Source organism: Lysinibacillus sp. FJAT-14745 (genome assembly GCF_001275675.1).
Lineage (GTDB): Bacteria > Bacillota > Bacilli > Bacillales_A > Planococcaceae > Lysinibacillus.
Genome location: NZ_LITM01000009.1, coordinates 13956 through 29651 on the forward strand (window position 1 = coordinate 13956; position 15696 = coordinate 29651).

A 15696-nucleotide genomic window follows, 5' to 3' on the forward strand; every position below is an offset into this window, starting at 1 on the left:
TATAAATGAAAGTACAGTTTTTGTAAAGAAAATAAGATTGCTATTCTACTGTTAATATCTCAAGTTGTTATAGACTTTGATTCTGAAACATTATGCGAAAGGTTTTCATAGCTGTCACGACGTTCACAAGAATGTTTTTGTTTCAAGAAACTAAACAATTTTAAAAGGAGGATTAGCTTTGAGTATTCAATTTTTACAGCAATTAACACAAAGTAGTGATAAGGAAGTTGTTGCGATTGCACGTGCTGAAGGATTTGAAATTACTACTTCTGAAGTAAGAAAACTCCGGCCTTATTTGGAGCAATTCTCATTTACGTGGCTCTTTTTAGGTATTCCAAAAGATATTCTTGTAGAGGTTGAAGCTGTTTTAGGTAGAAAGCGTTCCAGACAACTAATTGCATTGTTTACGAAATAAAAGAAAGGCCCGAAAATCAGTCTTATGCTAGCTGATTTCGGGCTTTTTATTCTATCCTCTTAGAGCATCGATTAACTCTGGTTTAAACTCTCCATTATGAAGCATTTCAATTTCATGTTTATAAGGAGCCGATTTTGATTTGGCATCATTATTTAAAGCAACATATGGTGTTTCTAAGATTTTAGGAATCTCCATTAATTGTGGATGATGCACAATATTTTTTAATGCATCAAAGCCAATATGACCGAAGCCAATATTTTCGTGACGGTCTTTTCCTGCACCACGGACATTTTTTGAATCATTGATATGCAGGACTTTGATACGATCAACACCTATTAGTTTATCAAACTCATTTAGAACGCCATCAAAATCTTCTACAATATTATAACCAGCGTCATGAGTATGGCATGTATCAAAGCATACTGAAAGACGCTCATTATGTGTTACACCATCTATAATTTTAGCAAGCTCTTCAAAGGAACGACCACATTCAGTTCCCTTCCCCGCCATTGTCTCTAATGCGATTTGTACAGGATAATCCTGTGACAACACTTCGTTTAAACCTTCAATAATCTTGGCAATACCTGCGTCTGCTCCCGCACCTACATGGGCACCTGGGTGCAAAACAATTTGTGTTGCTTCCAACGCCGCTGTACGTTCAATTTCAGTTTGTAAAAAATCTACACCTAGACGGAAAGTTTCAGGTTTTTCTGTGTTCGCAATATTGATAATGTACGGAGCATGGACAACAATATTCGTCATACCATGCTCTTTCATGTGTAGTAAGCCATTCATAATATTAAGGTCAGCAATTGCCTTACGACGAGTGTTTTGCGGTGCTCCTGTATAAATCATAAAGGTATTTGCCCCATAGGAAAGGGCCTCTTTACTTGATCCGAGCAGCATTTCTTTTCCGCTCATTGAAACATGTGATCCAAGTAGCATTTGAATGCCTCCTTATTTTTTACCGCGAGCTTTTAAACGACGTTCACGTTTTTTAACTTTTTCCATTTCCCATTTCATATTACGCTTGTAGCCTGGTTTTACTTTTTTCGGCTTACGCACCAATGCTTTTGCTTTCGCATCGATTTCATTTTCATGCTTCACACGATTTTTACGTGCATGGCGATCTTTTAGTTCAGACCATTCGCCATCTTTTACATCTTTTTGAACAAATGGAACGCCCATTTTCTCAACACGTACTACTGCATCCTCATCTGATGGCTCAAACAACGTGATAGCAGTTCCTTTATTCCCTGCACGCGCTGTACGTCCTACACGATGAATAAAGAATTCTAAGTCCTCTGGGATTTCGTAGTTAATGACATGTGAAATTCCTTGAATATCGATACCACGCGCTGCAAGATCTGTTGCAACGATATATTGATAGTCCAATTCTCGAATTTGCTTCATCATTTTCTTACGATCACGTGGACTTAAATCACCATGTATTTGACCACAGCGAATCCCGTTTTCATTTAAGAAGCCTGCAACATGCTCTGCTGTTTTACGTGTGTTGGTGAAAATTACCGCTAAAAATGGATTGATTCCTTCAATGACATCTAACAAACGTTTGTTACGTGATTTAGAACGCACTGGTACAAGCACAAAGTCAATTCCTTCTGCAACCGGGCGTTTATCGTTCATATGGATATGAACAGGTGCTTCCATATATTTTTTTAAGAAAGGTTGAAGCTTTTCTGGAATTGTTGCTGAGAATACAAACATTTCAAGGTTTTCTGGCATTTGGGAAGCAAAACCATCGATTTCCTCTATAAAGCCCATGTCGAAGGCTAAATCTGCCTCATCGACAACTAAAATTGGCGCCGTATGCACAAATAACGCTTGCGCTGAAACGAGATCACGAATACGTCCTGGCGTTCCGACAACAATTTGTGGTTGCGTTTTTAACTTATCAATGGAGCGTTGTTTGTCCGTACCTCCAATAAATAATTTCGCTTGAATAGTTGTTCCTTCTATTAATTGATTTAACGCATCAAAAATTTGTTGTGCAAGCTCACGTGTAGGTGACGTAATAACAGCTTGTACTTCCTGCTTGTCAGCATTAATTCGTTGCACAATCGGAATTAAAAAGCTATGTGTTTTTCCCGTCCCTGTATGCGCTTGTCCGATTGCACTCTTACCTTTTAATAGTAGTGGAATGATTTCCTTTTGAATCGGCGTTGGTTCTGTAAAGCCAAGTTTTGCAATTGCATCCTGCAAAAATGGCTGAAAATTATAATCAGTATATTTTGACATAATTCGTTCCTCCTAACATCTTTCCCATTGTATCATGATTCAACTTGTAGGTATATTAACGTCCTATTATCTAAAGCATGAACATAATTTTATATTTTTATCATAGCTGTAGCGAAGCCCTTATCAAAGTTACTCGAAATGCAGTAAATATGCAATAAAAAAAGCGCTCAGACTGTAGAGAGGGTACTGAAAAACTTACGTTGCCCGCGGAAAGCGAGCGGAATGCTTCGGAAAACAACAGTAGAGTCACAGTGCCAAATGAAAAAAGCGAGGAATTCAACGATTTAATCATTGAATTCCTCGCAACGTGAGAAGATATGGACTTTTTCAGTGCCCTAGACTGTAGACAAACACTACTGCTAATTGCATAAAGCTGTATGGTTATTTGTTCGTCAGAACTCTCATTCTCGTTTTGTGAGGAATGTCGAAACTTTTGATACACTTTATTTTATCGAAAAGTTGAAGCGCTATAATGCTGTAAAAAAAAGCCAGGAATTAGTATTTTTCATGTCATTTACTGTCAACTAATACCTTGGAGAATTACCATATGTTACGATAAAAATGTAAGATACTAGAGGAGGTTGACTTATTATGAAAGCAGCAAGATGGTATAAAGCAAAAGACATCCGTGTAGAAAACATTGAAGAACCAGTAATTTCATCTGGAAAAGTAAAAATTAAAGTACATTGGACAGGGATTTGTGGTAGTGATTTACATGAATACGCAGCTGGACCAATATTCATTCCAGTGGAACAACCTCACTATGTAAGTAAAGATATAGCGCCAATTGTTATGGGACACGAGTTCTCTGGTGAAGTAGTAGAAATTGGCGAAGGTGTTACAAAGGTACAAGTTGGAGATCCTGTCGTTGTAGAACCTATTCTTGCATGTGGCGAATGTGCCGCTTGCAAAAAAGGGAAATACAATATTTGTAAGCACTTAGGCTTCCACGGTCTTTCTGGCGGTGGCGGAGGTTTCTCTGAATATACAATGGTAGATGAAAAAATGGTACACAAAATGCCAGAGGGTCTTTCCTATGAACAAGGTGCACTTGTTGAACCAGCGGCAGTAGCATTACATGCAGTTCGTCAAAGTAAACTAAAAGCTGGCGATACAGCAGCTGTCTTTGGTACAGGGCCAATCGGTCTTCTTGTTATCGAAGCATTGCGTGCAGCTGGAGCAGCCGAAATTTATGCGATAGAACTTTCTGCAGAGCGTGCTGCTAAAGCATTAGAGCTTGGCGCCACAGCAGTTATTAACCCTAAAGATGAGGATGCAGTAGCTCGTCTACATGAATTAACAAATGGTGGCGTAGATGTTGCATTTGAAGTAACAGGTGTACCTGTAGTATTACAGCAAGCTATTGATTCAACAACATTTGAAGGTGAAACAATTATCGTTTCTATTTGGGAAACTGAAGCTTCTATTCTGCCAAACAATATCGTACTGACAGAGCGTTCTGTAAAAGGGATTATTGCTTATCGCGATATTTTCCCAGCCGTTATGGAATTAATGAAACAAGGCTACTTCCCTGCTGAAAAACTTGTGACAAAACGAATTGCTCTTGATGAAGTCGTAACAGAAGGCTTCGAGGCACTAATGAAAGAAAAAAATCATATTAAAATCCTTGTAAATTCACAAGCTTAATTTATTTATAGCGACAGGTAGAGAAAACTAAGAAGCTTTTCTCTACCTGTTTTTATTTGTTAAATTTTTATCCCTCTATTGCTCATCATCATAACGTAGGGTTGATTTCCGTTCCGACTGGGCGCTTTCCTGGGGGCGTCCGATGAGCCGCTTCGCTTCGCTGCAGGGTCTCATCTGTGACGCTGATCCCCGAGGAGTCGCCCAGCCTCCACTCCAATCAACTTATATACATGGTAAACTTATTAACAAATGTCATCCCTAACTTTTGGTGATGAACCTATTTCTCATCCATTTTTTTCATAATATCTAGATTGGCCATTAGGTAGTTTACCTTATTTTCTCCAAAAGTTCCCAACGTCCGTTTTTCCGTATTTGCTGCTATAATTTTTTCAATCTCATCCTTCGCAAGCCCACTTGCTTGGGCAATTCGTTCGACTTGTATTTCTGCAGCCTTCACACTAATATGTGGATCCAAACCTGAGCCTGAAGCGGTCATTAAATCAGCGGGTATGTCTTGTCGTTTTACAGATGGGTTTGCTAGTAAAAACTTTTCGATATCTGCTTCTATTCGCTTCTTTAATTCTGGATTGGATGGTGCATAGTTAAAAGTCCCAGAGCTGACACCACTATAGTTCACCTGGCCCTTTTCGTCTGGTATCGTATCCTCTTTCGTATAGACATTATAATTAACGGATGAGACACGACCCCAGAAATATTGTGGTGCAGTAAAAGTTTGACCGATTAATTCTGAACCAACGGCTTTACCATCCGCCTCTATTAAACTGCCATTTGCTTGATGATGAAATAACCCTTGGGCTAATGCAGTCACTGCAAATGGGTAGATAAAACCACATAAAACGAACATAGTTATTGTGATAAGTAATGCCTGCTTTGAGTTTTCAAAAAATTTTCGCATGTAGCTTCCTCCTATAACCCAAACATATGGAATAGTGGTCCAACTAGTAAATCAATTAACTTAATGCCAATAAAGGGAGCGATAATCCCACCTACGCCATAAACAAGTAAGTTTTTATTTAATAATTTTGCAGCACTCATCGGCTTATACTTTACACCCTTCATTGCAATAGGTATTAATAGTGGTATAATCACTGCGTTAAAAATTAAAGCAGAAATTATCGCACTTGATGGAGAATTGAGATTCATAATGTTTAATGTACGCATCTCTGGTACAGCGACCATTAACATAGCTGGAATAATGGCAAAATACTTTGCGATATCATTTGCAATACTAAAAGTCGTTAACGCACCTCGCGTCATGAGCAACTGCTTCCCTATTTCTACAACTTCAATAATTTTAGTAGGGTTTGAATCTAAATCGACCATGTTCGCAGCTTCCTTTGCTGCGTTCGTTCCTGAATTCATGGCAAGACCTACGTTAGCTTGTGCTAATGCGGGGGCATCATTCGTTCCGTCACCTGTCATAGCTACTACTTTCCCTAGTGCCTGCTCATCTTTAATAACTTGAATTTTGTCTTCTGGCTTACTTTCTGCAATAAAGCTGTCCACCCCCGCTTCCTTTGCGATGGCTGCTGCAGTTAGTGGATTATCTCCTGTACACATGATTGTTTTAATGCCCATTGCTCGAAGTTGTTCAAAACGTTCCTTGAGTCCGGCCTTTACGACATCCTTTAAGTAAATGACACCTAAAATTTTTTCGTTTAACGCTACTACTAAAGGTGTTCCACCAACAGAAGATACTTGTTGAATCAGCTGTTCCAAATTTGTAGGAATGCTATGTCCTGCCTTTAAGCTTTCTTTTTTTATCGTATCATAGGCTCCTTTTCGAATTTTTATGCCATCCTTCATATCCAAACCACTCATACGAGTCTGTGCGCTAAAGGGAATATGTTCACTTGACTTGATAATGTTTTCTTCATCGTTAGTATTCACTCCTAATTCACAAGCAAGTGACAAAATAGACTTTCCTTCAGGTGTATCATCTGTTAAAGAACTAAGCCATGCAGCTTGCATTAAATCTTTACTGTCCACCCCTTTTACTGGGAGAAATTCAGCTGCCATGCGATTTCCATAAGTAATAGTTCCCGTTTTATCTAAAATTAATGTATCTACATCCCCACACGCCTCTACGGCTCTTCCAGACATCGCAATAACATTAAACTGAGTAACTCTATCCATTCCTGCAATACCGATTGCCGACAATAATCCACCAATCGTTGTAGGAATTAAACAAACTGTCAAGGCAATTAACGTTGCAATAGAAATCGGTACATTTAAATAAGTTGTCATTGGATATAGTGTTACAACAACTAACAAGAAAATAATCGTTAAACTTACTAAAAGTGTATTGAGCGCTATCTCATTTGGTGTTTTTTTACGACTGGCTCCTTCGATGAGCGTGATCATTTTATCTAAAAATGATTCACCAGGCATCGAGGTAATTTCGATCATCAGCCAATCACTCGTAACAGTCGTACCACCTGTCACTGATGAAAAATCTCCACCCCGCTCCTTTACAACAGGCGCAGATTCACCTGTTATTGCGGATTCATCTACGGTAGCGATTCCTTCGATGACTTCTCCGTCATTTGGAATAACCTCTCCTGCCTGAACTAAAACAATATCACCCTTTTTTAATTCATGTGCCTGTTTAAGTATTTCAGAGCCATCACTAAGTAAGACACGAGCCTGTGTCACTGTTTTAGTATTTTTTAGCGTTTGAACCTGTGCTTTTCCTCGTCCTTCAGCAATCGACTCAGCAAAGTTTGCAAATAAGATGGTTACAAAAAGAATAACGGCGACAATCGCATTATACAAACGGTCATGCTCCCCTACTTCGTTACCAAATATGTTCGGAAAAAGGGTTAATAACAGGACAAACATAAACCCTATCTCTACTACAAACATAACAGGATTTTTCACCATATATAATGGGCTAAACTTCTTTAAAGCGTCTATCATCGAGCTTTTAAACATTTTGCCCGTAATAAAACTTTTTCTTGCAGTTTCCATAAGTGTCTCTCCTTATTAAAAATCAATCTCACCACACTAAAAGGTGGGAGTCTTAAGATGAATGAAGATAAAGTTGTAAGTGCTCTGTAATTGGCCCAAGAGCTAATGCTGGTAAAAATGTAAGTGCACCAATCATTAAAACGATAGCAACAAGTAAAAATGTGAAAATAGTATTATCCGTTTTCAATGTTCCCACCGAATCACTATGAAACATCTTTTTAGCAAGTAGAGATGCTATAGCTAGTTGAATAATAATCGTCAAATAACGTCCAAAGAACATTGCAAGACCTGTCGTGACATTCCAAAATGTTGAGTTGTCAGCTAATCCTTCAAAACCTGAGCCATTATTTGCTGAGGCCGATGCAAATTCATACAGAACTTGAGACAAACCATGTGCACCTGGATTCGTTATGCCCGCTACTCCTGCTGTTGTTGCAACTGCAAGTGCTGAAAATAGTAGAATAATAGCAGGGTGAATCAATATACAAAGAGCAATTAGCTTCATTTCCTTCTCTTCAATTTTCTTGCCTAAAAACTGAGGTGTTCGACCAATCATTAAACAGGCGATAAAAATTGTCAGGAGCACATACATCATCATGTTCATCAGGCCAACTCCTTTGCCTCCAAACACAACATTTAGCATCATATTAAACATCGGTACAAGACCACCAAGCGGCGTTAATGTATCATGCATATTGTTGACAGATCCCGTTGTAAAAGCAGTAGTCACTGTTGTAAACAACGCTGATTGCGCTACTCCAAAGCGCATCTCTTTGCCTTCCATACTTCCAAGCTCCTGCGAAATTCCGAGTTCACTAATGATTGGATTACCCGCTTTCTCTGCTACATACACAGTCGCAAGTCCGACTAGGAACAACACGCCCATTGCCGCAAAAATGGATAGCCCTTGTTTTCCAAATATCGTTTTCTTTTTTCTATATGCGACCATTAAACTAAATGCAACTACACAAGCACCTGGTAATAACATCATAGATAGCATTTCCACAATATTAGAAATGACCGTTGGATTTTCAAAAGGCGTCGTTGAATTGGCTCCATTAAAACCACCACCATTAGTGCCTATATGCTTGATGGATTCAAGAGAAGCTACAGGTCCAAGGGCAATATCTTGTAATTTACCTTCTATTGTTTGGACAGTTTTATTCGCACTCAAGGTTTGCGGAGAACCTTGAGCTACTAAAATAATGGCAACAACAATAGATAGAGGCATTAACACACGTGTAATAACACGAACGAAATCCACAAAGAAATTCCCTATAGTGTCAGTTTTAGCAACTAGACGACGGCAGAACGCCATGCATGCGGCATAACCAGTAGCTGCAGATGTAAACATCATAAAGATAATAACTAGCATTTGTGATAAATAACTGAGTCCAGATTCGCCACTATAATGTTGCAGATTCGTATTCGTCATAAATGAAATAATAGTATTAAATGAAAGTGTTGATTCCATATTGTCAATATTATTTGGATTTAAAAACAGCATCGCTTGAATGCGTAATAGAAGATATCCAATAAACACCATAAAAGCGTTTGAAAGAATTAATGAAAGTACATACTGTTTACCAGTCATATCGACTTGTTTAATGCCGCATAACTTATAAATAACAGCATCAAATCTATCCATAATTGGATCAAGCCATGTTTTTTGTTGCATCGTCACTCGAAATAGATAGTGACCAGTTAAAATAACGAGCGGTAAATAAATGATTAATACAATGGCGATTTGCCACATACTGTAGTACCTCCTACCAACCTATTAATAGTTTTCAGGATAAAGTAATGCATGCCCTAGATAACCGAAAAGGAACACAAGTACAATCCCCATAACAATCCACATTTTTTATTCCCCCTTACTTTTCTTCGACAAGCTTGAAGCACCAAGCGGTTAACGCATAAAGACATGCAAAGCTTATAATTAGTAAGCCAATCATATAAAAGTCCATCAATCGAAACACCCCTCTTCCAATTAGGATGCTCTCATCATACTGACTTTCAAATTAATGTAGTGTTAGGAAATCGCTTCTTCTATTAAGAAACTATAAAGAAGGAAAATCTTAATACTTTCTTAATGGAAGATAACGCTATAATACAAATGAGGTGAAAGAGGATGGAAAATACACGTCCAACCCCAGAGACGTTTTTAGCGAGGCTTCAACAGGAAGAACAATTTGTAGGGAAGCTAAAGATCTTTCTTGGTTATGCTGCTGGAGTAGGTAAAACTTATGCAATGCTAGATGCAGCACATCAAGCACAAAAACTTGGTAAAGATGTGGTAGTTGGCTATGTAGAACCACATCCTCGTCCAGATACGTTAGCTTTACTCGAGGGACTTGAGCATATCCCTACAAAAAAAATAATTTATAAAGGGAAACATTTCCAGGAATTAGATATTGATGAAGTACTAAAGCGCAAACCAGAAATTGTCATTATTGATGAATTGGCACATACCAATGTTCCAACAATGCGTCACAAGAAACGTTTTGGAGATGTAGAGGAATTACTTGCAAAAGGTATTCATGTCTATACAACAGTAAACATTCAACATATTGAAAGCCTACACGATATAGTAGAAGAATTAACCGGAATAAAGGTGCGGGAGCGTATTCCAGATTACTTAATAGATCAAGCTGCACAAATAAAAATTGTCGATATTGAACCAGATGAGTTAATACAGCGCCTACAAGAAGGCAAAATTTATGTAAAACAACAAGCTGAAAAAGCGTTGCAATCTTTTTTTCGTAAACAAAATTTAGTCTCACTTCGAGAAATTGCACTACGGAGAGCTGCTGATACGATTAACTATAAGCAGGTAAATAGCGACGAATCTATCAAGCATCATGTACAAATCGAAGAGCATTTACTTGTTGGTATTAGTAGCTCTCCTACAAATGCCAAGGTTATTCGAACTACCGCGAGACTAGCACAGGCATTACATGGGAAATTTACAGCTCTTTACGTTCAAAACGTCCAGGAACATGATAGGAATAACGCAAATTCTGAACGACTTCAGCAGCATATAAAGCTTGTTGAACAGCTTGGCGGCCATGTCGTAATCGTTCAGGAAGATGATGTAGCTGCTGCCCTTGCCAATTATGCACAAATTAGTGGTGTCACTAAATTAGTCATTGGTAGAACTAGCATGAGAAAAAAATGGTGGCAACCAAGTACAAAAATCAGCGATCGACTCAACGAATTTGTACCGAATTTAGCCATACATATAGTGCCAGATCAGGAAAATGAACAATTCTACTTCCCTAAGGTAAAAAATAAGCTGTCATTTGAATGGCTTGACTTATTAAAAATGGCTATAGTATTCGGCATAGTATCAGTTGTCGGGCTGTATTTTTACACAATTGGCGTAAGCGAATCGAACATAATCACTATCTATATTTTAGGTGTCTTAATTCTTGCCATTTGGTCATCAGGATGGATGATGAGCATTATTAGCTCCATCATAGCGGTACTACTTTTTAATTATTTGTTTACAGAACCACGATTTTCATTTAACGCCTATCATCGCGACTATCCGATAACCTTTGTGATCATGTTCCTTTCAGGAGTGATTACAAGTAGCTTAACAAAAAAAATAAAGGAGCAAACCATTGTAGCTGTTCGTAAATCTTATCGAATGGAGGTGCTCCTTGATACAAATCGCAGGCTTCAACATGCTAAGTCTATAGAAGAAATTATTACTGAAGGCATGTCACAAATCGTTAAATTAGTAGAAAAGCCAGTACAATTTTTTGAAATAGAAAATAACTTAATTGTGAACTCTATTTTTTTCCGTACCGAGAGCATTTCTAGTATTGAAAATAAGAAGATAGCATCCCTCTTTGAGAATCCGAATGAGCATGGTGTAGTAAGCTGGGTTATCAATAATAAGCATGTAGCAGGCGTATCCACTGATATATTTCCTGAAGTGAATGCCTACTATTTACCGGTTATTTCAAATGGGAGTGTTAAAGGCGTTATCGGTATTGCTTTGTCAAAGCAAGCACCATTACCTGCATTTGAGCGTAATATTTTGCATGCCATTATTAACGATTTCTCATTCGCACTTGATAAGTGGTATCTACAAAAACTCAATGAAGAAGTTGCTAGGGAAGCTGAAATGGAACAGATGCGTGCTAATCTTTTGCGCGCAGTTTCTCATGATTTAAGAACACCGCTTACTGCTATTTCTGGTAATGCAGATATATTACTATCCAATGCATCTCAAATTCGAGAGGATGAAAAAAGCATAATATATGAGGATATTTATAAAAATTCAAAATGGCTCGTACAAATGGTTGAAAACTTACTAGCTGTGTCTAAGTTAGAAGATGGACAATTTGCTATAGAGATGCAATTGGAACTTGTAGAAGATATTATTCAAGAGTCACTAACACATGTCGTTCGTCTAAACAATAGACATGAAATATCCTATCATATTGAACCAGAATTTTTATTTGCCGTAATGGATGCGCGACTGATTATTCAAGTTCTAATTAATATTATTGATAATGCATTGACCTATACACCATCAGGTAGCGTTATTACTATAAAGGTTACAGAATCTGAACGTTTCGTACACTTTAGCATTGCTGATGATGGCCCTGGCATTGATGATGCTATAAAAACCAGCCTTTTTGAGCCATTTACTACCGGAAAAGTACAGCGTAGTGATAGTCGAAGAGGCTTAGGATTAGGCTTGGCTCTATGTCAAACTATTTTAAAATTACATGGTAGTGAAATAACAGTTTCGGATAATAGACCAAAAGGAACGGTTTTTAATTTTTCACTAAAAAAAGGAATCTTATCATCAAAAGTTGGGGATGACATTTGTTAAAACGTTCGTATAAGTTGATTAAAGTAGAGACTGGGCGACTTCTTGGGAATCAGCGTCATAGGTGGGATCCTGCAACGAAGTGAAGCGGGTATGGGAACGAAGGCTAAAAGCATCACGTCCTGTGATAACGCCTTCGTGACCAACATCCTGTCACTGCCGCTACGTTGCACTACGCTTTTGCACAGAAAACATTTGTCGCTGCCGCTACATTGCACTGCGCTTTCGCACAGAAAACATTTGTCGCTGCCGCTACGTTGCACTGCGCTTTCGCACAGAAAACATTTGTCACTGCCGCTACGTTGCACTGCGCTTTCGCACAAAAAAACATCTGTTGCCCCGACGCCCCTAGGAAGCTTTGCTCTGTGCGAAAGCGAAGCGTCAGCAACAATGTTTTAACTGTGCGAAAGTGTAGCGACAGCAACAACAAAGCGCTCAGTCGTAAAGGAAATCACCCCTTCACGATGGTGATAAACCAAAAAGGAGTAATGAAATTCGATGAATAAACGAGTTCTAGTAGTAGAAGACGATGTAGCCATTGGCAATTTAATTAAAATGACATTAGCTACTCAGCAGTATGAATTCGACATTGCACGAGATGGTCATAGTGCTCTACAAAAGGCTCTTGCCATGAATCCAGACGTAATTATTTTGGATTTAGGACTTCCTGACATAGACGGTGTAGAGCTTATAACGAAAATTAGAAGCTGGACTCAAACACCAATTATCGTAGTTAGTGCACGCGGCGAAGAGCACGATAAAATCAATGCTTTAGATGCTGGTGCAGACGATTATGTTACAAAGCCTTTCAGTGTTGAAGAGCTATTAGCCCGAATTCGAGTAGCTTTGAGAAGAAAATCTTTTGAGCATCAGCTAGAAAATGAATCCCCTGTCTTTGTAAATGGTCATTTACAAATAAACTATATGGCAAATACAGTGTTTGTAAATGGTAACGAAGTACATTTGACACCTATTGAATATAAGCTCTTGGTTATTTTATCAAAGCATGTCGGGAAAGTTTTAACGCATAATTTTATTTTAAAGGAAATTTGGCACAACGCACTTCAATCAGATGTTCCTAGTCTAAGGGTTTTTATGGCTACTCTTCGAAAGAAAATAGAGAACAATCCAGCTAACCCAAAGTTAATCCAGACACATGTCCGCGTTGGGTACAGGATGCTTCGTTGTCACGATGAAGAATAAGGTTTGATCTTGCTTTAACTTTGCTTTACTTTCCAACAGCAAACTTATTATTGATTGACTGGAGAAAAAATGATAATATTTACTTGATAATGATTATCACTCACAAGAAAGTAGGTAGATCTCATGAATCTTCACGTGGTTCAATTGGGTGAAAAAGTTAAAGTGAAAGATCTACAACAAATCGACTCTATGTTATGTAAACGATTAAATGCTTTTGGAATAAAAGAAGGCTGTCAAGTTTGTATGGTCCAAAAAGGATGGTTTTCTGGAGCTTGTATATTAGAATGTCAAGGACAGAAAATCGGACTTAGAAAAAAAGATTTAATGGATATAAAGGTCGAACAAGTATGAGTAGATTAGCTTTAATAGGAAACCCCAATATCGGTAAAACATCATTGTTCAATACGTTGACAAATTCATATGAATACGTTGGCAACTGGAGTGGTGTAACCGTTGAAAAAAAAGTAGGACAAGTAAAAAAACTACAAAAGGAAATTATTGATTTACCTGGTGTCTATACGCTTAATCCGATTTCAAGAGATGAAAGTGTTGTTACTTCATTTTTACTTGAAGATCAGGTAGATGGAATTTTAAATATTATTGATGCTTCTAATTTCGAACGAAATATGCAATTAACTGTAGATATACTTGAACTTAGAAAACCTGTTTTCATTTGTTTAAATATGATAGACGTAGCGAAAAAGAAAGGCATTTCAATTGATGTCGAGAAACTACAGAGTTCTTTAGGAGTACCTGTTGTTCCAATAAGCGCTCGTACTGGTAAAGGTGTTGATGGTATTTATGCTGCTATTCAAGCCTCAGATCGTACTCAACAACGTTTTGCATTAACCTATGATGATCTAATTGAAGAAGGTATCACAAAAATTGAAGCATTGTTACAGCCTATTCCTGAAGAACAAAGAAGATGGTGTACGATTCAATTTTTAATGGGAAATGACGCTGTTGACGCTTATTTGAAAGAGAAGGAATACTTTGAACAGCTAGCTGCAATGCGAGATGCTTTAGAGAAGCAAATAGGTGAACCATTAAATAAAGCTATAGCTAAAAAACGTGATTTATATATTTCTAACATCTATAGCGAAGTAATTATACAAGAGAAAAGTGAAACACAATGGTCAGAAAAAGTTGATAAAATTCTAACACATCCGATTTTAGGTATTCCGATTTTCTTAGCGCTTATGTTTTTAATGTTTCAAGCAACGTTTGCCTGGATCGGTACCCCACTTTCGGATTTCCTAGATGGCTTTGTAGGCGGCCCTCTTTCAGATACTGTTACTCGGGGCTTAGAAGCTATTGGTGCATCTCCTTTTATTGTTCATTTAATATGTGATGGAATCATTGCAGGTGTTGGCGGTGTTTTAGTTTTCATTCCGCAAATCTTTGTACTATTTTTCTTTATTTCACTTTTAGAAGATTCAGGGTATATGGCGAGAATTGCTGTTGTGATGGATCGCCTTATGGAATTTTTCGGTTTAAACGGCAAAGCCTTTATTCCGATGATTGTAAGCTTTGGATGTAATGTTCCAGGTGTAATGGCTGCGAGAACAATTGAGCAACCAAGAGAACGGTTATTAACAATTCTTGTTGCACCGTTTATGAGCTGCTCAGCAAGATTACCTGTATATGCTTTGTTCGGTGCAGCATTCTTTGCTGAACATCAATCGTTAGTAGTATTCTCCCTATATGTAATGGGTATAGTGATAGCGCTTATTGTAACAAAAATATTATCGATGACGATTTTAAAAAATGAAACCTCTGTATTTTTTGTTGAGTTACCAGCCTATCATGTACCACAGCTTAAAACACTTTGGCGTTCCACTTGGGAAAAAGGGAAAGGATTCTTCCGCAAAGCTGGTACTATTATCTTTGCTGGCTCCGTTATTATTTGGCTTCTTTCTTATTTAGGACCACATGGCACTAATGTCAATATGGATGACAGCTTTTTAGCAATTATTGGGGGCGCTTTTGGAGTGTTGTTTATCCCACTTGGCTTTGGAACATGGCAGGCCGGTGCATCCCTTATTGCTGGATTCCTGGCAAAAGAAGTGATTGTTTCGACAATGGCGATTATTTATGGTGTAAGTGAAGGTGTCTTATCCTCTACAATGACAACTCATTTTACTGCTTTAAGCGCTTATACATTCTTGGCCTTTGTTTTACTTTATATGCCTTGTCTAGCTACAGTAGGCGCAATAAAAAGGGAAACACAGTCTGTGAAATGGACCTTATTTGCAACCATATATCCATTTGTTGTAGCTTATCTTATTGCACTTATGATTTATGGTATTGGGAATTTATTGATGTGAGGTGT

At 38.0% G+C, this 15696-nt stretch carries 11 protein-coding genes; 6 read left to right on the forward strand and 5 right to left on the reverse strand.

Annotated elements, in window-relative coordinates; genetic code table 11:
- Positions 1-178: 178 nt before the first annotated feature.
- Positions 179-415 carry a Nif11 family protein gene (locus tag AMS59_RS15340; RefSeq protein ID WP_053484617.1) on the forward strand — a complete coding sequence of 79 codons (237 nt, stop codon included), beginning with the start codon at positions 179-181 and terminating at the stop codon, positions 413-415.
- A gap of 51 nt (positions 416-466) precedes the next feature.
- On the opposite strand, the gene AMS59_RS15345 is transcribed toward AMS59_RS15340, so the two are convergent.
- Both AMS59_RS15345 and AMS59_RS15350 read right to left on the reverse strand, forming a co-directional pair.
- Positions 467-1360 (reverse strand): deoxyribonuclease IV, encoded by an 894-nt coding sequence (locus tag AMS59_RS15345; RefSeq protein WP_053484618.1) that lies wholly within the window; start codon positions 1358-1360, stop codon positions 467-469.
- A gap of 12 nt (positions 1361-1372) precedes the next feature.
- Positions 1373-2674 (reverse strand): DEAD/DEAH box helicase, encoded by a 1302-nt coding sequence (locus AMS59_RS15350; RefSeq protein ID WP_053484619.1) that lies wholly within the window; start codon positions 2672-2674, stop codon positions 1373-1375.
- A 591-nt stretch (positions 2675-3265) separates the two neighbouring features.
- Here AMS59_RS15350 and AMS59_RS15355 point away from each other — a divergent pair.
- The gene (locus AMS59_RS15355; RefSeq protein ID WP_053484620.1) at positions 3266-4321 is read left to right on the forward strand and encodes a 2,3-butanediol dehydrogenase; all 1056 of its coding nucleotides are present in this window, start codon (positions 3266-3268) and stop codon (positions 4319-4321) included.
- Positions 4322-4598: 277 nt separating this feature from the next.
- On the opposite strand, the gene kdpC is transcribed toward AMS59_RS15355, so the two are convergent.
- The 3 genes from kdpC to kdpA are packed head-to-tail and all read right to left on the reverse strand — an operon-like array spanning position 4599 to position 9068.
- Positions 4599-5237, reverse strand: a complete 639-nt coding sequence (kdpC, locus tag AMS59_RS15360) for a potassium-transporting ATPase subunit KdpC (protein ID WP_053484621.1) — start codon at positions 5235-5237, stop codon at positions 4599-4601.
- Positions 5238-5248: 11 nt separating this feature from the next.
- Entirely contained in the window at positions 5249-7312 is a 2064-nt protein-coding gene (kdpB, locus tag AMS59_RS15365) for a potassium-transporting ATPase subunit KdpB (protein ID WP_053484622.1), read from the reverse strand.
- Between the two features lie 52 nt (positions 7313-7364).
- Positions 7365-9068 (reverse strand): potassium-transporting ATPase subunit KdpA, encoded by a 1704-nt coding sequence (gene kdpA / locus AMS59_RS15370; protein ID WP_053484623.1) that lies wholly within the window; start codon positions 9066-9068, stop codon positions 7365-7367.
- Between the two features lie 375 nt (positions 9069-9443).
- Between kdpA and AMS59_RS15375 the strand changes: the two genes are divergently transcribed.
- The 4 genes from AMS59_RS15375 to feoB all read left to right on the forward strand — a co-directional run bounded on the left by AMS59_RS15375 (position 9444) and on the right by feoB (position 15691).
- On the forward strand, positions 9444-12164 hold the full coding sequence (locus AMS59_RS15375; protein WP_053484624.1) for a sensor histidine kinase KdpD: 2721 nt from the start codon (positions 9444-9446) through the stop codon (positions 12162-12164).
- A gap of 495 nt (positions 12165-12659) precedes the next feature.
- Complete coding sequence (locus AMS59_RS15380; RefSeq protein WP_053484625.1) at positions 12660-13364, forward strand: response regulator transcription factor; 705 nt, start codon at positions 12660-12662, stop codon at positions 13362-13364.
- A gap of 123 nt (positions 13365-13487) precedes the next feature.
- A complete protein-coding gene (locus tag AMS59_RS15385) occupies positions 13488-13715 on the forward strand; it encodes a FeoA domain-containing protein (RefSeq protein WP_053484626.1) in 228 nt (75 codons plus the stop codon).
- Positions 13712-15691 (forward strand): ferrous iron transport protein B, encoded by a 1980-nt coding sequence (gene feoB, locus AMS59_RS15390; protein WP_053484627.1) that lies wholly within the window; start codon positions 13712-13714, stop codon positions 15689-15691. The genes AMS59_RS15385 and feoB overlap by 4 nt, the downstream gene beginning before the upstream one ends.
- Positions 15692-15696 lie beyond the last annotated feature (5 nt).